The organism is Chishuiella changwenlii, assembly GCF_900142565.1.
In the GTDB taxonomy this organism is placed as follows: Bacteria; Bacteroidota; Bacteroidia; order Flavobacteriales; family Weeksellaceae; genus Empedobacter; species Empedobacter changwenlii.
The window spans coordinates 50,644-72,436 of record NZ_FRBH01000006.1 but is presented as its reverse complement, the minus strand read 5'-3'; the positions used below and the strand labels follow the sequence as shown (position 1 = coordinate 72,436).

Here is a 21,793-nt window from a genome sequence, read left to right as displayed (position 1 = left end):
CACTTTTGTTGAAAAAAATATAAAAATAAATAAGAAAAGACAAAACAATTTCAAGCTTTTATATGATTATTAAATGTTTAAAAATCGTGTCTTTTATGTTGTATACTAAGCTATTCTATTTTAGCTCTAGGTAATTCCATTAATGAATTTACTAAATCAATATTTTTTGTTTTTATAACCCAAAATGAATTATCTATTAGTTCAATGGCAATATCATTATTTTCAAAAATATCTGCATCTGTTTTATGAATAGGATTATAATTTTTTTCATAATTACCGATTAAAAATAGTTCATTGTAAATAGATATATTCTCATTAAAAATCATCAAATCTTTGTTATTAAAATTTAAGATATTTTTCTTTTTATTTACATTTTCTTCTATTTCTAATATATTAAATTTATTAGATTTTGAAATAGCCTCAATCCACAAGACACTCCAATAATTCAGTGAAAAATCTTTATTTATAACATTAAGAATGTCAGAAATACTTACATCTAAAATGTCTATTTCTCTAGAACCATATATTAATACTTCCATTAATCTTTAATTATATATTTTTACTTTCATATTGATGTAGTCTTTTTTATTGTAGAGCTCTTTTTAAAATATTTTAGATATTAAAGAATCATTCCTTTATTGATTGCTCTTTATATTTCTCTACAAACTCTTTTGCATCTGCTAATTTTACAGGATAATCTTCGTAGACATTTGTCAAAACATCATTTTCAATTTTGAAAATATGCTGATAATAAAATCCGTTTGTAATCAGAAACTCAACAACTTCCCAACCTTTACTATCATCCTTTCTAGGTGGTCTAAATCTATGTGTTAATAGGTGCATAGAATTTCCACAATTAGCACACGTATAAACCGCATCTGAACCAATATTTAAAGATTGATTAAATGATAATTTACACGTTAAACAAACCTTTTTATACCCCATTCTAACTTTTATAAGCAATACAGAAAACTGTTTCGTTTGGATTAATTGGTGGAGTACCTATTTTATAAAGTATTTTTCCAGTAACAGGTGACTTAAACTCTTTTATTTTCTTTCCAAAAAAGTCTGTAACATAACCAACAACTTGCCCTTCTTTTACATCATCACCAGCTTTTAAGTTACTATAAAAAATTCCTTGAACATCTGATTTTATATAAGCTTGCTGATTATAATTTATAATCTTTTTTACTGTTTTTAAATTCTGTTTAGTGTACATTTTTAAATCTTTCAGCATTAAATAAACAGAATTTTTAATTTCTGCAACAGACTCTTTTTGTACATTTCCTAATTTCCCGCTCTCTATACTTAAAGCTACTTTCCCGTCTTGTACTGCTTGCTTAAATGCATATAAAGCTGGTTGGCTCTTTGTTAATGTGTAAGAATAAGAAACAACATTTTCAAAACCACTATTTTCACTTAATCTCTTTGCTTCTGCTGTTTGTTTAGCATAATCTTCAGCGTTATAATAACATATAAATGGAATTAAATCTTCACTGGCATCTCCTGCATGAATGTCCAATAAAACATCTGAAACTGGAATAATTTTATTCGTTATTTGATAAGCAATTTGTTCTGTAATTGTACCGTTTTCTTTTCCAGGAAAAGTGGTATTTAAATTTCTTCCGTCAATTGGATTGTAGAATGCAGAACGTTCATTAAAAGATGCTGTATTAGCAATTGGTACAATTACTATTGTTCCTTTTAATGTCGTATAATCAATTTCATTCATTAATTCTTGTACAGCAATAATCGGAGGATATTCGTATCCATGTACTCCAGCAATAATAGTAAAAACTGGTCCTTCATTTTTTCCTTTTATAACACGAATAGGAAGTATTGCATTTTTATCTTGATCTTCTAATTTTAATGAAAAATCGTGAATACCTTCGTTTAATTTGTTCGATTGTAAGTTTAATTCTTGTGCATTCATTTGTTGAGTAGAAAAAAGCATCAACATGGCAATCAAAGTATGTTTCATCTAAAAAATATTAAAGTCTATAATTCTCTTGCAAGTTAAGAGATTTATAGACTTTAATTAAATGATATATTGATTTTAATCTTTTCTTAAAAGAATAAAAAACTATTTTGTTTGACTTGCAGCTGCTTTATCAACTAAGAAAGTTAACTCACCATTTGTTGGTTTTATTAACTGTGTTGGATATTCTGTTGGATTGTTTTCTCCTTGTAAAACTTCATAAAGCGCTTTTGCTTTATTTTCTCCGAAAACAATTATCTGAATATTTTTGGCTTGATTAATTAATGGAGCAGTTAATGTAATTCTATACATGCTTTGAGGCTCTAAATAATAAGCTTCTACCCATTTATCTTGCTCATCTAATACTTTTTGATGTGGAAATAATGAGGCCGTATGTCCGTCATCTCCCATTCCTAAAAGAATTAAATCAAACGTTCCTTCAGATGTAACTTCTTTAATTAATTGCTGATATTCTATTGCATATTCTTCTGGTGAAGTAACATCATTATACATCGGAAAAATATTTCCTTGTGGAATATTCACATGATCTAATAAAGTTGTAAATGCCATTTTTGCATTACTCCTATCATCTTCCAATGGAACCCAACGTTCATCTCCCCAAAAAATATAAACCTTCTCCCAATCAATTTTTGATTGATATTCATCTGTTGCTAATAATTTATGCAAATCTATCGGAGATGATCCTCCAGTAAGTGCAACAACAAATTTACCATTCTCTTCTATTGCTTTTTGAGCAATAGAAACAAATTGATTTGCAACATAACTTATTAATTCATCTTTTTTATCAAAAATCTCTATCATAGGAATTTATTTTCGTTTTTCTATTGTATTAGGCAACCATTTATAACCTTGTTTTGTCTGCAATAAATCAGATGCTTCTGGTCCTAAACTTCCTGCAACATAATTCGGAAAATCTGGCGCTGTTTCATTTTCCCAAACATCCTGAATAGATGCAACAACATCCCATGCTTCTTCTACTTGATCTGATCGCATAAATAAAGTTGGATCTCCTAATAAAGCATCTAAAAGCAATGTTTCATAAGCCTCTGGTGAATCTGCCGAAGAACAATCATTGTAGTCGAAAACCATTTCTCCTGGTTTTAAAACCATAGATAATCCTGGTTTTTTCGTCATAAACTGTAAACGAATATCCATTGTTGGTTGAATATTAATAATCAATCTATTGGCTAACATATTTTCTGTTCCAGGAAAATTATTAGAAGGAATAGATTTAAAAAGAATTGAAACGTATGACTGTTTCTCTTTCATTCTTTTTCCAGTTCTCAAATAAAATGGAACATTTTGCCATCTTTCATTATCTAAATAATATTCTATTGCAGCAAAAGTTTCTATGTTAGATTCTTTATCAACGTCTTTCTCTTCGCGATAAGCAACAACTTCTTTTCCTCTTATTTCGCCTTCTTTATATTGTCCACGAACTGCATATTTGCTTACATCTTCTGGTTTTATTCTTCTGATTGCTCGTAAAACATCAACTTTCTTGTCTCTAATTTCTTTAGCTTCAAAAGAGTTGGGATTTTCCATAGCAACCATGCACAAAATTTGCAATAAATGGTTCTGAATCATATCCTTTAAGGCTCCTGTTTTTTCGTAAAACGCTCCTCTTTCCTCTACTCCTACTTCTTCTGCAACCGTAATTTCTACTTTTTCAATAAAATTATGGTTCCATAAAGGTTCAAAAATAGAGTTACCGAAACGGAACGTAAAAATATTCTGAACAGTTTCTTTCCCTAAATAATGATCGATTCTATAAATCTGCTCTTCCTTAAATGTTTTAGTTAATAACTCATTTAATTCTATTGCAGAAGCTTTATCGTGCCCAAATGGTTTCTCGATTATAATACGATCTTGATCTGCATTTGGAGCTAATTCTGTTTTCTTTATATATTCTGAAACAGTTGAAATAAATGATGGTGCAATAGAAAAGTAAAACAATCTATTTGCTCTTACACCAAATTTTTCATCTATATTTTTTAATTCTTTTTCTAAATCTTTGTAAGATTCTTCTTCATCTAATTGATGTTTGAAATAAGTAACTTGCTGTGAGAATTTTTCCCAAACCTCATCAGAATCAACTTTATTTCTCGAAAATTCGTTTAGATTATCTTTTATATAATCTCTAAATTTTTCGCTATCGTTATCTCTTCTACCTAAAGCAATTATCTGAAATTGCTTTGGCATTCTACCTTCTAAAAACAGGTTATAAAAAGCAGGAAAGAGTTTTCTTTTTGCTAAATCACCTGTTGCTCCAAAGATGAGTAAAATGGTAGGTGATACATTTTTATTATTGCTCATCTTACCCATTTTGTTGTTCGTCCCACTGTGTGTGAAAAGTACCATCAACGTCTAATCTTTGGTAAGTATGCGCACCGAAATAATCTCTTTGTGCTTGTACCAAGTTAATTGGTAAACGTTCTGTTTTAAAAGCTTCAAAATAAGCTAATGACGAAGATAAACAAGCTGTTGGTAATCCTTTTCTTATTCCGAAAATTACAATTTCTTGTAGTGCTTCTGCTTTAGATTGTGCTAAAGCCGAAATGTTTTCGTCTAATAATATATTTGTTAATTCAGGATTATTGATAAATGCTTGGTAATATTTTTCTAACATCACAGAACGAATAATACATCCTCCACGCCAAATTTTTACAACATCTTTTAAAGGAATAGCTAAATTATATTCTTCCGAAGCTTTATTTAATTGTGCTAAACCTTGTGCATAGCTTAATAAGATAGATAAATATAATCCATCTTTTACTTGGTCTATGAAAGCTTGTTTATCGGCAACTTCTACATCATTTAATTGAGATGGATAAATTTTAGAAGCTTTAACACGGTCTTCTTTGTAAGCAGAAATTGTACGAGATGAAACAGATGCATCAATTGTAGGAATTGCAACTCCTAAATCCATCGCATCTTGTGAAGTCCATTTCCCTGTACCTTTAGATCCAGCTTTATCCATTATGAAGTCTAATAGATAACCTTCTGTATCTTTATATTTAAAAATATCGCGTGTAATTTCTATTAAGAATGAGTTTAATTCTCCATCATTCCATTCTTTAAAAACTTGGTGTAATTGGTCATTATCTAATCCCAATCCTCTATGAAGAATATCGTATGCTTCGCTAATTAATTGCATAATTGCATATTCAATTCCATTATGTACCATTTTTACATAATGTCCAGCAGCATCTTTCCCCATATATGCAGTACATGGATCGTTTCCTACTTTTGTAGAAATAGCTTCAAGAAAAGGTTTTACAGCATCGTAAGCTTTTAAATCTCCTCCTGGCATAATACTAGGACCAAAACGAGCTCCTTTTTCACCTCCAGAAATTCCCATTCCCATGAAGTGGATACCTTCTGTTTCTAATTCTTTTACGCGACGATTTGTATCTTTATAATAAGAGTTTCCTCCATCAATTATAATATCACCTTCTTGTAATAAAGGTTTTAAATCTTTTATTACACTATCTACAGGATTTCCTGCAGGAACCATTAAAAGGATTTTACGTGGAGTAGAAAGTCCGTCTACTAAATCTTGAAAAGATTGTACTCCTTTAACGTTTGTATTAGGTGATGCTCCATCTTCTAATAAAGTTCTTTTTTCCTCATCTGCATCAAAGCCTAATAGGTTGTAACCATTATCTCCAATGTTATAGGCTAAATTACGTCCCATAACACCTAAACCAACGATACCAAAATCAAATGTTTTCATTGCAAATTTTATTTTCCTTTTCTATTGTTTTCCCCAATTAAATTGGAGGTGTTTGTTTATTGTTTAAAGCATTGAATTATTCTAAGATAAATTAATTGTAAGTGGTTCTAATTAATTATCATTTTTAATTCCGGGTTTAAAGATACTAAGAAAAGAGCATATAAAAAGGCTGAAGAATCGAAAATACTACAGCCTTTTTTATTTATTTTATTATTGAATTGCTTCTTTTAATGCTTTTGCAGCTTCAGCCGGATTTTCTGCACCATAAATAGCTCCTCCAGCTACAGCAACAGTTGCTCCTGCAGCTACAACATCTTTTATAGTATCAATGTTTACTCCACCTGCGATTGAAAAAGCTACACCAGCTTCTCTACCTTCTGCAATTAATGTTTGTACAGAATATCCTGGTAAAGCTTGTTCATCTAAACCTGCATGTAATTCTACAAACTCAACTCCAAAAGCAATCACTTCTCTTGCTCTTTCTACACGATTTTTAACTCCAATTGTATCTACAACAACTTTTCTTCCGAATTTCTTTCCTGCTTCTACAGCTCCTTTTATTGTTGCATCATCTACAGTTCCCATTACAGTTACTAGATCTGCACCCGCTTGGAAAGCCATTTCTGCTTCTAAAGCACCAGTATCTGCAGTTTTCATATCTGCAAAAACTAATTTATCTGGATGAGCTTCTTTCATTGCTGTTACAACTCTTAATCCTTCTGCCTTAATAAGTGGCGTTCCTAACTCAATAATATCTACATAAGGAGCTACCTTTCCTGCTAATTCTAATGCTGCTTCTGTTGTAAGCAAATCAATCGCTACTTGCAATTTTGTCATGACTTAAATATTTAATTATTAATAATTTTGTTATTCTAAATTGGCATGTTTCGGCCATAAATCTTCTTTTGTTAAACTAGATTTTTTCCAAAGAGACATAAAAACACTTTCGAAAATTAGAAATGTAAATTGTTCAAATAAACTACCTGCATATTGTTCAGATACAGCAGCTCCAAAATCTGTTTTTACAGCAGCTTTTATTAGAAGTAATTCATCTGCTAACTGTGCTAATTCACTATTTTCGTCTGCTGTTAAAGCAAAAACTTTCGCATGTTGTTTATTTGCTTTCTTCACTGCAGATACAACAGTAGAAGTTGTTCCAGAACCTGATGCTACGATTAATAAATCTCCTTCGAGTATAGCTGGAGTAACTATTTCTCCCACAACAAATACATTTAAACCTAAATGCATCATTCTCATTGCAGCAATTTTTAATGCTAAACCACTTCTTCCTGTTCCTAAAAAGAAAATTCTGTTTGCATTGTTTATCGCATTAATTAAGTTTTCTACTTGCTGAGTATTTAATTCTTTAGATAATCGAAGATTTTCATTTAATATTAATTCTAAATCTTCTTCAACTGTATGTGTGTTATTTATGCTCATTCTTCTCTCTTTTTCATCATTAAAAAATTAATGATTATTGATAGAGCAAAGTTAAAATGAGTAATAGTGAAGTTATTATACATACAAGACTACTTGATATACATTTAGTCCTAGTAAGTGGAGGTTGGAGGTTGGAGGTTGGAGGTTGGAGGTTGGAGGTTGGAGGTTGGAAAGTTAAAAATTACAGTGTAATTTTCTGTCTTTTAGATTTATTTTTCGAAATGAAAAATGAAGAAAAATTGTATAATGAGATTCTGAAATAAGTTCAGAATGACATTCACTCTATACATTCTAATTTTCTAATTTAAACGGATTGTCACATTAAGCTTGTCGAAATGTATTTTCTAAACATTATACATTTGCATCAACTCTTGTTGAAGCTGTGTTGGTGTTTCGTTTAATTTTGATTTTACAAACTTATTTAAGGCTGCAGGAGAATTAAAACCTAAATCAAAAGCTATCTCTTTGTGTGTAACATCGGCAAACATTAACTGACGTTTTATTTCTGTCAAAATACGATTATGAATTGCATTTATAGCAGTTTCTCCACAATGTTTTTTAGTGATTGAATTTAATTTTTTAGGCGTTATAAAAAGTTTCTCTGCGTAATACTGAACTGTGCGTTCTTCTTTATAATACTGATTTAATAAAGTTTTAAACTGAACATATAAAGGTTGATCTGATGAATGTTGTCCTAAAATTGGATGTTGACCATGAACAGATTCTATAAGAGATAATAAAAATATTTTAATATTAAAACGTGCTTGTTCTTTTCTAATTAAACTCGGTTTTTCGTAAACATCTTGTATTAATTCTATTGTTCTTAAGCTTTCTGTAAATTGCTCATTAGGTAAAATTGTACAATTTAATTGTGTAGATAAATTGACATTGTAAACACTTAATTCATTTTTTAAAATATCTGAACAAAATAAAACCTCTTCAAATAAAATAATTTTACCAACTAAATCTTGTGTCATCTTTTTAATAGAATGTACCTGATTTGGGAATATAACAGCTATTTTTCCTGCTTTTAGAAAGTGTATTTTATCTTCTATTAATAATTCTAATTTTCCTGCTTCTATAACAAGAATTAAAAAATGATCGCGTTGAGCTGGTTCTGAATGAATAATTTTATTTTCCGGAAGTAAATCAAAAACTCTAAATGATAAGTTCTTATCCTCTTCTTTCTCTAAATATTGTTTAATTTTTAACTGTTCCATTCTTTCAAAACCTATTAATAAAGTAGAACAAAGTTAACTTAATTTTAATGAGCTAATAAAATTATAAAAGCCAATATAGCTAACTATACTGGCTTTTAATTAATTATTTATTTTGAATTACTTCTTTTAATTACGAATTACTCCATGTGATTTTTATTGCTGAAAATTTTGGAGTTTCTAAGATAAAATCATTAATAATTTTAAACTCATTTTTTAAATAAAAATTTATTGGTGATTTATATGGTGTATTATTTTTTTTATAATAATTGGCTTTGTCAATTACCCAACCATTTAATTGACTTTCACGCTCTTTCAATTTATTTAACATTAAGGAACCATATCTCTTGCTTTGATAGTCTTCAGATATAATTATCCCAAACCATCTTTCATCTTCCCTATTAAAAGAAAAAGACCAACCTATAATTTCTCCACAATCAATTAGTAATATATTAAAACAATTTTCTAAACTTTCTAAATATTTTTCAAAATCTTCTAATTTTTCATAGTTTAATTGAACAGGATATTCATTATTCCATAAATGCCATAAATCTCTTATTTCTAAACTATTTAACTCATTCTGTTCTAGCAATTTCATTTTCTATATAGTATTAAGTTGTTTAAATTCATTATTTTTCGACAAACTATGAATTAATTAAGATTGTAGACATTATAAAAAGTTTAAATAATTTCTTAAAAAAATTATTTATTTTTCAATTTCTTTTAGAGATTCCATTTTCTTTTGTTCTAAGAAACCTTTTATATCTTCGAAATGTTCTTTTACTCGTTTATTTCCAAATTCGAAAACCTTTTCAGCTAATCCATCTAAGAAATCTCGATCGTGAGAAACTAAAATAACTGTTCCTTCAAATTCATTTAAAGCATCTTTAATGATGTCTTTTGTTTTCATATCAAGATGGTTTGTAGGCTCATCTAAAATTAGAACATTAAATGGTTCTAATAAAAGTTTTACCATTGCCAAACGCGTTTTCTCTCCTCCAGAAAGTACCTTTACTTTTTTATCGATATCATCGCCTTTGAACATAAAAGCGCCTAAAATACTTTTTATCTGCGTTCTAATATCTCCTTCTGCAATTCGATCTACAGTTTCAAAAATTGTTAAGTCTTCATCTAATAAAGATGCTTGATTTTGAGCAAAATATCCTATTTGTACATTATGACCAATTTCTAATTTTCCTTGAAAATCTATTTCGTTCATAATTGCTTTTATCATCGTAGATTTTCCTTCTCCATTCTTACCAACTAATGCAACTTTTTGTCCTCTTTCAATTACCATATTCGCATTATCAAACACAATATGATCTCCATATTTTTTTGTTAGATTTTCTACAATAACCGGATATTGACCCGAACGAGCTGCTGGAGGGAATTTTAATTTTAATGCAGAAGTATCAACCTCATCAACTTCTATAATATCTAGTTTTTCTAGCATTCTAACACGCGACTGAACTTGTTCTGTCTTAGAAAATGTTCCTCGAAAACGTTCTATAAATGTTTTGTTTTCTGCTATAAATTTTTGTTGCTCATCATACGCTTTTTGCTGATGAATTCTACGATCTTGACGTAAAACTAAATAATCAGTATATTTTGCTTTATAATCGTAAATACGTCCCATTGTAACTTCTATCGTACGATTGGTAATATTATCTACAAATGCTCTATCGTGAGAGATAACCATTACAGCTTTGGCTTGGTTTTTTAAGAAATCTTCTAACCATTGTATAGATTCTATATCTAAGTGGTTTGTAGGCTCATCTAATAAAATTAAATCTGGTTGACGTAATAATATTTTAGCCAATTCTATTCTCATTCTCCACCCTCCAGAAAATTCTGAAGTAGAACGATCTAAATCTTCTTGGGCAAAACCAATTCCTTTTAATACTTTTTCTACTTCTGCTTCGTAATTAACTTCTTCTATCGAATAAAATTTTTCACTTACTTCCGAAACACGTTCAATTAATTTCATGTACTCATCACTTTCGTAATCAGTTCTTACAGTTAATTGCTCGTTAATATCATCAATTTCTCTTTTCATTGATAAGTATTCATCAAATGCTTTTGATGTTTCTTCTCTAACTGTACAATTATCTTCTGTTAACAAATGCTGTGGCAGATAAGCAATAACGGCTTCTTTTGGTGCAGAAATATTTCCTTGAGATGGTTTATTAATACCAGCTACAATTTTTAGCAAAGTAGATTTTCCTGCTCCATTTTTACCCATTAAGGCAATTTTGTCATTCTCGTTTACCACAAAGCTTACACCACTAAATAAAGTAGATGAACCAAATTGAACGGCAATATCATTAACTGTAATCATAAATTTTTCGAAATAATTTTGGCAAAGATACTTGAATACATGAAGTTTCTTATAGTCTTAATAAATTTTATTCGCAAGAATTGTAACTTATAAAAATCATTCTAAAAATTTGAGCAACAAAATCTTGAACTCAGAATTTAACGATGATAAAAAAAAACTTTATGTTAATTAACTCTCATTACTTTTTGAGAGTAAAAGAAAATAATACTTTTGCGTTTATTTATTCTAAATAAAAATGAAAAAACATTTTTTTAAAATTCCTACAAAACCATTCCTATTCTTAAGTTTATTTTTTAGCGTTTCGACATATGCTCAAATAACAGATACTATCCCTACTAATCCAAATGAGGTGATATCAGTAGATGAAGTAATTGTTACAGCAGGTAGAAAATCTGAAAACATTAATCAAATTCCTTCTTCGGTAACTGTAATCTCTCAAAAACAAATTCAAGAACAATTAGAGTTTACTGCTGACATCTCCCAAATTATCGGAAATTTAGTTCCAGGGCTTAGTGTTAGTAACAATAAATCAAACAATGCAGGACAAACTTTACGTGGGCGTGCTATTTTAGTTTTGATTGATGGAATACCACAATCAACACCACTTATGAATGGTTCTCGTGACATACGTACCATTGATCCAAGTGTTATAGAGCGTATAGAAGTTATTAAAGGTGCTACATCTATTTATGGAAACGGTTCTGGTGGTGGTATTATTAATTATATCACAAAAAAGAATTTTAACAAAAACCCTATTTCTGGACAGACTTCTGTTGGATTGAGAGTAAACCCTTATAACAGTAAAGAAACTTTTGGATATAGAGTTTCTCAATTTCTTTCAGGAAATAGTAATAAATTTTCATACATGGTTGGTGGATCTATTGATTATACTGGATTACAAAGAGATGGAGAAGGATTAGTACTTGGACAAACAGATGGTACATCCAATTCATATCAGAATAATGTTTATACTAAATTGAATTATCAAATCAATGATGAATCTTTTGTAAGTGTAATGTATAATTTCTACAATAGCACACAACACTCAAAATACATAAGTAAAAATGGTGTATTTGGTGTGTCTCCTACAATTGGAGTAAAGGGAGAAGATCCTGGTAAAGCCACAGGAACACCATTTAATCATAATTTAATTGTTCGTTATAATAACAATGCTATTTTTGGTAAAACTCAATTTGACGCTTCATTTTATCTTAATTCATTCCGTTCAATGAATAGATATGTTCAATCAGCAACTGCATGGTATGGACCGGGTCAAACAAAAATAAACTCAAATAAAAAAGGAATTCGTTTAAACTTTAATACTCCATTTTCTTTAGGAAACATTCCAGGAGAAGTTACATATGGTTTAGACTTATTAAACGATGTTACTTATCAAGATTTAACAGATGGACGAGTTTATATTCCGAAAATGAATATGACAAGTTTTGCACCATACGCTCAATTAAAATTAGATTTATTTCAAGATTTAGTTTTAAAAGGAGGACTTCGTTACGAAAATGCTCAAGTAAAAATAAAAGATTTCAGAACAATCGCAGATGGTCCAAACGGAGAGGGATCGATAGATGTTGAAGGAGGTAAATTTCCTTACAAAGGAACTACCTTCAATGCAGGATTACGTTATACAAAATTTGATCTCTTTAATCCTTTCGTAAGTTTTACTCAAGGTTTTTCTATTAATGAATTAGGTAGAATTGTTCGTTCGGCAGAAGAAAGTACATTAACTAATGTAAATACAAAACCAATATTAACCAATAATTATGAAGTTGGTTTTTCTTCTCGTTACAAAATGTTGAACTTTACGGCTGCTTATTTCATTAGTACTTCTAGTGATGGTGTTAGTTTAGTGGAGAATAGTAATGGATTGCTACGACCAGAAAGAGCTCCAGAACGTACTTATGGATTTGAATTGACATTAGATGCAAATATTTCTAGAGAATGGAAAGCAGGAGCTACTTATGCACATGTTGAAGGTAAATCTGAAAAAACTGATGGTAGCAAAAAATATTTAAGTGGAGCGAGAGTTGCACCACCAAAAGCTACTGCATACTTGCGCTTTTCACCAAATAGAAACCTTAACTTAGCTTTAAATTGGTTAATGACAGGAGACCGTAATCATTTTAGTCCAAACAATAATGGTGTATATCTTTCGGGAGAAGCTCCTGTAAAAACAATTAATTTGTTTAACCTTTCAGGAAATTATCAGCTTAACCAAAATTGGGGTATTAGTTTAGGTATTGACAACCTATTTAATACTACATATTATACTGTAGCAAGTCAATACAGCGCTAATGTAGCTAATTATGTAAGAGGAGTTGGAACAACAGCTACGTTTACTGTAAATTATAAGTTTTAAAAACAAGATGATTAAAAAATCTGTTCTTTGGTTACATAAATGGTTAGGCTTAATTATTGGCTTAATTATATTTATTATAAGCGTTACAGGATGCATTTATGTGTTTTATGATGATTTAAAAACTACAATTTATCCAGAAAGATATTCTATCCAAGATAGAGTAATGCCTGCAAGTATGCAGGCATTACCTTTAACAGAACTTATTACTATTGCTAATAATCATCTTCCTAAAAATGAAAAGATAACTCGTGTAGATTTATATCCTGCAAAAAATAGAACATGGGTATTTAGGGCAAATAAAACAGATAAAAGTAAAATACTCTACAATGAGTATACTGTTTATTATAAACGTGTATTTATAAATCCTTACAATGGAAAAGTACAGTTTGTAGAAAATACTAAATATGAGTTTTTCCAAGTTTTATTACAATTACATCAAACACTATTATTAGGAAGCAAGGTTGGTAAAACAATCGTATCTGTATCAACAATATTATTTATGATTCTCACAATTAGTGGAGTTGTATTATGGTGGCCAAAGAAATGGAAAAAGAAATTAGTGAAGAAAGCTATTTGGGTAGATTTTAGTGTAAAATGGAAGCGTTTAGTATATGATTTACATAATGTTTTAGGATTTCAGACATTCTTATTAGCATTAATAATTGCCTATACGGGTTTAATTTTTGCTTTTCCTGGTTTAAAAAAATCAACCATTCAATTTTTTAATACAGTTAGTATTTCTTCAAAAAATAATAATTCAGTTCAATCTTCAGATAAAATTATTTTGCAACCATCTAATATTCTCAATCAATCTTTAACATATGCTCTTTCTAAACATCCAACTGCGGATATGATGTCTATAAGATTAAGAGATGAAGAGGAAAAAGAACAAGATGTACAAGTAAGATTAGAAAAAGGGAAAACAAGTGTCTTTAAATGGTATTATTTTGATAAGTCTTCTGGAGAATTGACTAATTTAAAATCAAGCAAAGATCAAAATTTGGGAAACCAAATAGCAGATATGAATTATGATTTACATACTGGTGGCATTTGGGGATATCCTACAAAAATTTTAGCTTTTATTGTTTCTTTTATTTGTGCTTCACTTCCTGTTACAGGAGCTATTGTTTGGTGGAATAAACGTCCAAAAAAGAAGAAGAAAAAAATTATTATCTAAATAATAAAACTATAATATTAAATTTTATAAAAGAAAAAAGCTATTTTCAAATTGAAAATAGCTTTTTATATTGATTTATCTGCTCTATTCTTAAACTGTTATATCTTCTCCGATATCTAATAAAACTAATTGAATGTGGCGAGAAAAGAAAATAGATTTCGCTTCTGCTTTATCAATTTTAATTGGAGGAAAAGTATCATAATGATACCCTAAAACTTTTGTTGCCTGAACATATTCCGCAGCAATAGAAGCACTCTTAGCTCCCATTGTGTAGTTATCTCCAATTGGTAAAATAGCTAAATCTAACTGTCCTATTGTATCAGGAATTAATTTCATTTCGTATGTTAATGCTGTATCACCAGCAATGTAAACACGTTTACCTTCACTTTCTATAATATATCCATTTGGATCTCCACCGTAAGTACCATCAGCAAATGAACTTGAGTGAAAAGCGATTGTAGATTGAATAGATCCAAACTCAAAAGAAAACTTTCCTCCAGTGTTCATTCCATGTGCTTTTAATCCTTTTACTGCATAATATCCTGCTATTTCTGCATTAGAAATAATCGTTGCATCAGTTAATTTTGCTAAAGCTTCAACATCATATACATGATCTTGATGTGCATGTGTAACAACAATGTAATCTGCTTTTAGTTGATTAAAATCTATATGCTTAGCTAATTCATTTGGTGTAATAAATGGATCAACAATAATATGTTTTCCATTCGCTTCAATTGCTAAAGAAGCGTGCCCTAAATATTGTATTTTCATATTGTATTATTTAATTAACGAATTAATGTATCGATAAATTCAAAACCAATTAAGCTATATCCTAACAAAACTGCAAAGAATAAAGCTAACATAGCTACTTGTTTAAGAAACGGATCAAAATCTTTTGGATTTTTAACTGCAAATATTTGACGACGAATAGCATTTGCAAAAAAGATTAAAACCAAAAATACAAAACCAGATATTTTACCAGATTTTAATGGAGACATTGTTACGTACAAAGCACTAAAAACAAAAGGCAATGTCATTAAAGTCATTTGGTAATATTTACTTCTCTGAAAACCTAATCTTGAAGCGACTGTAATTTTATTATTCTTAATATCATTTTCAACATCTCGCATATTGTTTAAATTTAGAACAGCTACGCTCCAAAATCCCATAGAAGCTGCTGGTAATAAAATTTCCCACTGAAAAGATTTCGAATATAAAAACTCTCCTCCTGTTACAGCTAAAATCCCGAAAAATAAGAATACAAAAACATCTCCTAACCCAATATAACCGTAAGGCTTTTTTCCCATTGTATAAGCCATAGCAGCTAAAATAGAAGCAACACCTAAACCAAAGAATATATAAATGTAATTTAAATTATCTGGATAAAATGAGACATACAATAATGCACATACACAAATAATAGAAATGATAACCATAATCGCAATTGCAGTTTTCATTTGTCCTTTTGTAATTAGACCAGAGGCTACAGCTCTTTGTTCTCCAATTCTATTGGCATCTGTTCCTTTTACTGCATCTCCATAATCATTAGCAAAGTTTGATAATATCTGAAAAGCTAATGTTGTAAGAAGTGATAAGAAAAATATATCGTTGCGGAAAATCCCTTCTGATTTGGCTATAAATCCTGCCAATAATAATCCACTTAAAGAAAGTGGTAATGTGCGAAGCCTTGCGGCTAAAATCCATTTTTTCATAATGAACAAATATAATGAAGATTTCTTTTTTCTATCATTGATTTTTGTACTAATATTGTATAAGTAATATCTATTTCATCTGCCAAAAATGTCACGTAAAAAACATAGAGGAACTCCTCTCTATAAACAAATTAGTTTATCTACTTATTTTATTGGTTTTCTTATTTTATGTCTTCTTTATTTTGCTTACAGATACAGACATGGAATTCATTATTACATGACTATTATAGAAAAGACATTTAAGGGAGAAAAAATTGCAGATGATAAGGTCACCAAATATGATATTCGAAATATTGAGGTGATGGATAATTATTATTTAAAAACTTTTGGTATTGATGTTTCGCATTATCAAGGCGAAATAGATTGGAACAAGATGCACACGATTTATCAGCTTTATCCTATAAATTTTGCTTTTATACGTTCAACAATGGGAACTTCTTCTATTGACGAAACTTTTGAAGAGAATTGGAAAGGTGCTAAAGAAAATAATATTTTACGTGGTGCTTATCATTTTTATCGACCAGATGAAAACTCGACCTTACAAGCTCAAAATTTCATTAAGCAAGTACATTTAGAAAGTGGTGACTTACCTCCCGTTTTGGATATTGAAACTTTGCCAAGAACACAATCTATGGAAAGGTTAATTGAAGGAATTAAAAATTGGTGTAGAATTGTAGAAGAACATTACAATGTAAAACCGATTATTTATACGTCTGACAAATATTTTGAAGATTATTTAAACGAGCATTTTAAGGAACACTACATTTGGATTGCGAATTATAATTTCTGGACAGAAAAAATGAAAGGTCATTGGGATTTTTGGCAATTCACAGAGAAAGCAACTATAGAAGGAATTAAAACCAATAAAGTTGATGTTAACATCTACAATGGTACTATAGACGATTTGCAAGGAATTACTTTGTAAAAGTTGTTATGTTTTTTATGTTGTAAAGTGTTTAGGTTATTTAAATAATGTTATCTATTCTTATCGCGTTGAGTCTTTCGAAACGTTATAAGTTCTTTGTATAATTAGGTTTTGTTTTTACATAAAAAACCATAATAAACTTTTAAGTCTTTAAATCTTATGTCCTAAGTCTATTAAAACAAATACTCTCTTACAATTGGCTTTATATATTCTGCTATTAATTTGTAACCAACTTCATTTGGATGAACTCCATCTTTAGAAAGTAAACTTTCTTTATCTTCTTTGAAAAGAGTATAAACATCCAAGAAATTTACTTTTTCTTCTTTTGCTATTTTCTCTATTGATTGATTAAACAACTCTATCTTTCCAGTTGATCTAAATTTTCCAGATGGTACAATTACGCCATCTATTTGTTTAGAAATTGGAATAATACTTATTAAATAAACTTTATCCGTGTATACTTTTGCTTTCTTTACAGTCAATTGCAAATTAGCTTCAAAATCATTTAAAGAAACCAATTCTTGATTATCTTTTATCGCTAAATCATTGGCTCCATAAAAAAGAAAAACCAAATTATTATCGGGAGATAAACGTGCTTCAATTTCTGTGGTAAATCTATTTAATAATCCAAAAGTTGTCTCACCTCCTATTCCTAAGTTAAAACAATTTACTTCTTCTGCATTATTTGTGTAGTATTCTGTATGACAAAATCTTTTTAAAAAATCTACATATCCGCCCAAAATACCATCGTATTCACCGTACGTAATACTATCGCCAAAAAATAAACAGTTTGTCATTATTTCTTCTTATTAAATATTATTATAGTTATTTTTTTAAATCAACTTTACTATTAATATAGTGATAATCTAGTTTATAATAATATGTACTTTCTAACTTATTATCTACATATTCTTTTATTGTGACTTTTGTAAAGTTATTTTTTGATAATGATCTATCAAAAAATTCATCTAATAAGAATAATTGTTTAAATGGATTTGATGAATTGTCATAATCTTCTAAAATTTTTACAGATTTATTTTTTAATCTTGATGAAACTTCATAAGTATTCAAATCATTATCAACGACCACATTTTGTTTTACTATACTATCCAAATTTCCAACAGAATTAAAATAGAACAACCTTTCTATCCCCTCTTTTTCATAAGTTTGCTTTTCAGGATATTTATTGTAAGTTAAAATTTTAGCTAGTTGATTATTATGATAAGTATACTTTTGATATTTTTTTATACCACTTTCATTATTAATACTATCTTCTACAGAACTGATAACAATATTACCATTCATTATAAAATTAGTCTGTGTAGGATACTCGTAATTTCTTAAATTATTTCTAGATTTTCTCAAAATATTATTGCTAGAATAAGTGAACTCAGTTAATTTATTAAAAATAAATGTATAGTTTGCACTGTAAGGATCTGCAAAACCTCCTCCTTCAAATCTATTCAATTTACCATCTTTATAAGATAACTTCAGTTGATTGTTTTCTCCAGGAACTATGATATAAAAATTATTTTCAAATAAATATTTTACATGAATTGAAGTTGGTAAATTATTTTCTTTATTTGAATTACTATCATCATCAGTACAAGAAAAAATTAAAAATGGAATAAATAATAAAAGTTTTTTCATAGGAAAATTAATAAGGCGCAAAATTAATTTAAAATTCAAAACTATAAAAGTCGTTATGGCGAATAACTAAATTATAATTTTATAATCTAATTAAACCCTATCTTCTATTCCCAAATTTTCACATATAGATCTTCGTATTCTTCAACATCTATTACTTCGAAGCCAACTCTCTCTAAAAAGAACTTTTTACCTTGAGAAATAGGCTTTTCATTTCTTTTATACAGATACCAACCTTTGTGTTTTCTGTTTGGAAACTTCTTAAAATATCTAAATCGTTCAATTAATAACCATCGCAAGAAAGTTTCATTTTCTCCTAAATCTAATCCGAAAATAAACAAAGACTTATTGAAAATAATATGAAGCCAAGTCTTATAACCATTCCAAAGTTCAGCATTTTTCCCACTATACAATCTTCCATCTTTTCCTCTGTGAATAAGATTTCTGGCACGTTCCACACTTCCCATGTAATGACCTAAACCAAGTCGAATACTTCTATGATAATTAATCATTCCATTGATGTACCATATTCCAAAACCACTAATAGGAGATTCGAGCTTTTCTAAACCATGATAAGTTGACCATGGATAGAAATCTGTAAACGAAGTATCATCTATCTTGAATAATTCACAATTTATGGTTTTTGACATTGTATCTTCAAAATTAGTCGTTAATAGTGGAGCATTAAGATCAGCTATTTTTTCTGTTATTAATTGATGATGAGTAAGAGGTTCCCAATCTGTCAATAAATTTGTTACTTTTTTCTGTAAATTTAAATCCTTTACATTTTCTAATTCTAATATATCATAAAACTCGGTTGTGGAAATTCCTTCTGGCCGAATAGAAAGAGTATGTAAAGAAACTTGGTGCCATAATTCAATTAGTAAATCTTCCCAAGACAACGCATTTGGATTATTAGGATAACGGTTTATTCCGTTTCCTATAACAAAAGCAATATCTGTTCTATTGTTATGAATAATATTTTTTATTGTAGTGGTTTTCATAAAGTTTCTAATGAAAAAATTTATTTAAGCAATTTACTTTAATATCGTTAATAATACAAAATAGAAAAATTTATAAAATTTTCCACTCATTACTCGTTACTCATTACTCATTACTTAAAATGTAAAGCACAAAAAAAGCCATTCTTTCGAATGGCTAAATTATAATTATGTGATAAAATTATTCTTTTTTTGATAAGTCTACTAAATAACGCAGTTCTAGTCCAAAACCAAGACCTTGATTACCGTATTTTCCTATACTTGAATTCATTTTAGAAATTCCTGCATCTCCATGAAAATCTACAAAAGCTAAAAGTTTATTTTGGATAATAACACGTTCTACTCCTATTTGATATAAGAAAGCAACTTCACTTTCTTTAGGTACTATATCATAACTTAATTTATGAAAATAATAGAATTGTGGAGCTTCATCATTATAATAATTTTTAGTATCCATTTTATTAATTCCAATACCTATATTCATTGTTAAAATCCAATTTGTAGTGACCTCTCTTGCTACACCAAACATTAACCCAAAACCATCAGTATTAATTTTTATTTGTTTACTAGAATCATATTCACTTCTAGAACCTTTTTGTTGATTATTATAAAATGCTGTCAATCTATAATTCATCACCTCACTTGGTTTTCTAAAATTATAAACAGCTTGGAAACCATATTCAACATCCCAAAGAGCATCTCCAATAACTGCTCTTCGTCTTTCACCGACTTCTCTATCTACAATATTATTAAAACGGTACCCTATAGTTGGTCCAAATTCTATTTGTTGTGCTTTTAAATTTGATAATGACATTAAGCACAAAAATGTAAGTAAAATTTTATTCATAAATTTCTTTCTTAAAACAAGGCAAAAGTATTAAATAGAAATAATATTAATTGTTATTTAAATAGTTATCTTTTTTACACAAAAAAAGCCATTCTTTCGAATGGCTTTTATATTTATGGATTTGTTAGAATCGTATTCTTATTATAATTCTAAAGCACGTTTAGCATCTCCACCCATTAATAAATTTAATGGATCTTCAACAGCTTCTTTTACGGCAACTAAGAATCCTACAGACTCACGTCCGTCAATCACACGGTGATCGTAAGATAATGCAACATACATCATTGGAGCAATAACAATTTGTCCGTTTTTAACAACTGGACGCTCAACGATATTGTGCATTCCTAAGATACCAGATTGTGGTGGGTTGATGATTGGTGTAGACATCATAGACCCAAATACACCACCATTAGTAATTGTAAATGTACCTCCTGTCATTTCATCAACAGAAATTTTTCCGTCACGTACTTTGATAGCTAAATCTTTAATAGATTGCTCAACACCACGGAAACTTAAATTTTCTGCGTTACGTAAAACTGGAACCATTAAACCTTTTGGTCCAGATACTGCAACAGAAATATCTTGGAAATCGAATTTTACTTGGTAATCTCCATCAATCATAGAGTTTACATCTGGGTATAATTCTAATGCACGCGTAACAGCTTTTGTAAAGAAAGACATAAATCCTAATCCTACTCCGTGTTTCGCTTTAAAAGCATCTTTATATTCGTTACGTAAAGCAAAGATTGCAGACATATCAACTTCATTAAAAGTAGTTAACATTGCTGTTTCGTTCTTAACAGAAACTAAACGTTGTGCAATTTTACGACGTAATACTGACATTTTTTTCTCAGATTGAGCACGGTTTCCAGAAACTGGAGCTGTACCCATTGCTGGAGTAAAACGTACTGCATCTTCTTGTGTGATACGACCGTCACGACCAGAACCAACTACTTGAGAAGCATCAACTCCTTTTTCGTCTAATACTTTTTTAGCCGCTGGAGATGGAGTACCTGTAGCATAAGTTGCAGTCGGAGCTGGAGCAGCAGCAGCTTTAGGAGCTTCTTCTTTCTTAGGCTCTTCTTTTACTTCTGCTTTAGGAGCTTCTGCAGCAGGAGCACTTCCTCCTTCTGGTTTAGCTGCTGATGTATCAATAAGACAAACTACTTGTCCTACTTCCACTACATCACCTTCTTCTGCTTTTAATGTAATGATACCGCTTTCTTCAGCTGGTAATTCTAATGTTGCTTTATCTGAGTCTACCTCTGCGATAGCTTGGTCTTTTTCTACGTAATCACCGTCTTTTACTAACCAAGTAGCGATCTCAACTTCTGTGATTGATTCCCCTGGTGATGGGACTTTCATTTCTAACATATCTAT

22 protein-coding genes are annotated in these 21,793 nt (G+C 29.5%); 4 read left to right on the top strand and 18 right to left on the bottom strand.

The window, feature by feature from the left end:
* Positions 1–110: 110 nt before the first annotated feature.
* The 8 genes from BUA86_RS08205 to hxlB all read right to left on the bottom strand — a co-directional run bounded on the left by BUA86_RS08205 (position 111) and on the right by hxlB (position 7,175).
* A complete protein-coding gene (locus BUA86_RS08205; protein WP_072931613.1) occupies positions 111–539 on the bottom strand; it encodes a hypothetical protein in 429 nt (142 codons plus the stop codon).
* 88 nt (positions 540–627) lie between these two features.
* Entirely contained in the window at positions 628–945 is a 318-nt protein-coding gene (locus BUA86_RS08200) for a hypothetical protein (RefSeq protein WP_072931611.1), read from the bottom strand.
* A gap of 1 nt (position 946) precedes the next feature.
* Positions 947–1,981, bottom strand: coding sequence for a succinylglutamate desuccinylase/aspartoacylase family protein (locus BUA86_RS08195; RefSeq protein WP_072931609.1), 1,035 nt, complete (start codon positions 1,979–1,981; stop codon positions 947–949).
* A 102-nt stretch (positions 1,982–2,083) separates the two neighbouring features.
* Positions 2,084–2,800, bottom strand: coding sequence for a 6-phosphogluconolactonase (pgl, locus tag BUA86_RS08190; protein WP_072931607.1), 717 nt, complete (start codon positions 2,798–2,800; stop codon positions 2,084–2,086).
* A gap of 6 nt (positions 2,801–2,806) precedes the next feature.
* Positions 2,807–4,315 (bottom strand): glucose-6-phosphate dehydrogenase, encoded by a 1,509-nt coding sequence (zwf, locus tag BUA86_RS08185; protein WP_072932030.1) that lies wholly within the window; start codon positions 4,313–4,315, stop codon positions 2,807–2,809.
* Position 4,316: 1 nt separating this feature from the next.
* Positions 4,317–5,735: an NADP-dependent phosphogluconate dehydrogenase gene (gene gndA, locus BUA86_RS08180; protein WP_072931605.1), complete on the bottom strand. Its 1,419-nt coding sequence runs from the start codon at positions 5,733–5,735 to the stop codon at positions 4,317–4,319.
* Positions 5,736–5,945: 210 nt separating this feature from the next.
* The gene (gene hxlA / locus BUA86_RS08175; protein ID WP_072931603.1) at positions 5,946–6,572 is read right to left on the bottom strand and encodes a 3-hexulose-6-phosphate synthase; all 627 of its coding nucleotides are present in this window, start codon (positions 6,570–6,572) and stop codon (positions 5,946–5,948) included.
* Positions 6,573–6,602: 30 nt separating this feature from the next.
* Complete coding sequence (gene hxlB / locus BUA86_RS08170; RefSeq protein WP_072931601.1) at positions 6,603–7,175, bottom strand: 6-phospho-3-hexuloisomerase; 573 nt, start codon at positions 7,173–7,175, stop codon at positions 6,603–6,605.
* A gap of 56 nt (positions 7,176–7,231) precedes the next feature.
* Here hxlB and BUA86_RS08165 point away from each other — a divergent pair, with 56 nt between their 5' ends.
* Positions 7,232–7,438 (top strand): hypothetical protein, encoded by a 207-nt coding sequence (locus BUA86_RS08165; protein WP_072931599.1) that lies wholly within the window; start codon positions 7,232–7,234, stop codon positions 7,436–7,438.
* Between the two features lie 81 nt (positions 7,439–7,519).
* Here the strand turns inward: BUA86_RS08165 and BUA86_RS08160 are convergent, their stop codons facing one another.
* The 3 genes from BUA86_RS08160 to BUA86_RS08150 all read right to left on the bottom strand — a co-directional run bounded on the left by BUA86_RS08160 (position 7,520) and on the right by BUA86_RS08150 (position 10,730).
* Positions 7,520–8,395: an AraC family transcriptional regulator gene (locus BUA86_RS08160; RefSeq protein WP_072931596.1), complete on the bottom strand. Its 876-nt coding sequence runs from the start codon at positions 8,393–8,395 to the stop codon at positions 7,520–7,522.
* Positions 8,396–8,525: 130 nt separating this feature from the next.
* Entirely contained in the window at positions 8,526–8,990 is a 465-nt protein-coding gene (locus BUA86_RS08155; RefSeq protein WP_072931594.1) for a GNAT family N-acetyltransferase, read from the bottom strand.
* A gap of 108 nt (positions 8,991–9,098) precedes the next feature.
* Positions 9,099–10,730 (bottom strand): ABC-F family ATP-binding cassette domain-containing protein, encoded by a 1,632-nt coding sequence (locus BUA86_RS08150; RefSeq protein ID WP_072931592.1) that lies wholly within the window; start codon positions 10,728–10,730, stop codon positions 9,099–9,101.
* Between the two features lie 235 nt (positions 10,731–10,965).
* Between BUA86_RS08150 and BUA86_RS08145 the strand changes: the two genes are divergently transcribed.
* Together BUA86_RS08145 and BUA86_RS08140 are read left to right on the top strand one after the other, a co-directional pair.
* Positions 10,966–13,104 (top strand): TonB-dependent receptor, encoded by a 2,139-nt coding sequence (locus BUA86_RS08145; protein WP_072931590.1) that lies wholly within the window; start codon positions 10,966–10,968, stop codon positions 13,102–13,104.
* A gap of 7 nt (positions 13,105–13,111) precedes the next feature.
* Entirely contained in the window at positions 13,112–14,281 is a 1,170-nt protein-coding gene (locus tag BUA86_RS08140) for a PepSY-associated TM helix domain-containing protein (protein ID WP_229731796.1), read from the top strand.
* Between the two features lie 90 nt (positions 14,282–14,371).
* On the opposite strand, the gene BUA86_RS08135 is transcribed toward BUA86_RS08140, so the two are convergent.
* Both BUA86_RS08135 and menA read right to left on the bottom strand, forming a co-directional pair.
* Positions 14,372–15,052: a metal-dependent hydrolase gene (locus tag BUA86_RS08135; protein WP_072931588.1), complete on the bottom strand. Its 681-nt coding sequence runs from the start codon at positions 15,050–15,052 to the stop codon at positions 14,372–14,374.
* A 14-nt stretch (positions 15,053–15,066) separates the two neighbouring features.
* The gene (gene menA / locus BUA86_RS08130) at positions 15,067–15,993 is read right to left on the bottom strand and encodes a 1,4-dihydroxy-2-naphthoate octaprenyltransferase (protein WP_072931586.1); all 927 of its coding nucleotides are present in this window, start codon (positions 15,991–15,993) and stop codon (positions 15,067–15,069) included.
* A gap of 88 nt (positions 15,994–16,081) precedes the next feature.
* Between menA and BUA86_RS08125 the strand changes: the two genes are divergently transcribed.
* Positions 16,082–16,918 (top strand): glycoside hydrolase family 25 protein, encoded by an 837-nt coding sequence (locus BUA86_RS08125; protein ID WP_072931584.1) that lies wholly within the window; start codon positions 16,082–16,084, stop codon positions 16,916–16,918.
* 173 nt (positions 16,919–17,091) lie between these two features.
* Here the strand turns inward: BUA86_RS08125 and BUA86_RS08120 are convergent, their stop codons facing one another.
* The 5 genes from BUA86_RS08120 to odhB form a co-directional block, all read right to left on the bottom strand.
* A complete protein-coding gene (locus BUA86_RS08120) occupies positions 17,092–17,715 on the bottom strand; it encodes an SGNH/GDSL hydrolase family protein (protein ID WP_072931581.1) in 624 nt (207 codons plus the stop codon).
* Between the two features lie 28 nt (positions 17,716–17,743).
* On the bottom strand, positions 17,744–18,568 hold the full coding sequence (locus BUA86_RS08115) for a hypothetical protein (RefSeq protein WP_072931580.1): 825 nt from the start codon (positions 18,566–18,568) through the stop codon (positions 17,744–17,746).
* A gap of 104 nt (positions 18,569–18,672) precedes the next feature.
* Positions 18,673–19,569: a hypothetical protein gene (locus BUA86_RS08110; RefSeq protein WP_072931578.1), complete on the bottom strand. Its 897-nt coding sequence runs from the start codon at positions 19,567–19,569 to the stop codon at positions 18,673–18,675.
* 178 nt (positions 19,570–19,747) lie between these two features.
* Positions 19,748–20,413, bottom strand: coding sequence for a hypothetical protein (locus BUA86_RS08105; protein ID WP_143147275.1), 666 nt, complete (start codon positions 20,411–20,413; stop codon positions 19,748–19,750).
* Between the two features lie 141 nt (positions 20,414–20,554).
* Positions 20,555–21,793, bottom strand: a complete 1,239-nt coding sequence (gene odhB, locus BUA86_RS08100; protein WP_072931574.1) for a 2-oxoglutarate dehydrogenase complex dihydrolipoyllysine-residue succinyltransferase — start codon at positions 21,791–21,793, stop codon at positions 20,555–20,557.